Source organism: Chromohalobacter sp. HP20-39, from assembly GCF_033052815.1.
Taxonomy (GTDB): Bacteria; Pseudomonadota; Gammaproteobacteria; order Pseudomonadales; family Halomonadaceae; genus Chromohalobacter.
In genome coordinates, this window is sequence record NZ_JAWHTP010001181.1 from 1 (window position 1) to 235 (window position 235).

The 235-nt window shown below is 65.1% G+C and carries 1 protein-coding gene; it reads left to right on the forward strand.

All coding sequences use genetic code 11. The features are described from left to right. Positions 1-235 (forward strand): hypothetical protein (locus RVY79_RS21625; RefSeq protein ID WP_317466677.1); only part of this gene is annotated, 235 nt, incomplete at both ends.

The following is a 235-nucleotide window of genomic DNA, read 5'->3' on the forward strand; positions in this document are numbered from 1 at the left end:
CAGGCTGGTGGGTGAAGCGGAGGCCGCGAAGGTCGAGGCCATCGGTACCGCGGAGGCCAGCGTCATCAAGCAGAAGATCGACTCGATGGAGAGCGGCAACTACGCCGTCGTCCAGGTCGCGGAGGCGCTTGCCGGCTCCGGGATGAAGCTGGTGCCGGATGTCGTTGCAACCGGCGGCAGCGGTAGTGGTGGCGGTACTCTCGTGGAAGTGCTGCTGGCCAATCTGATTCGCGAT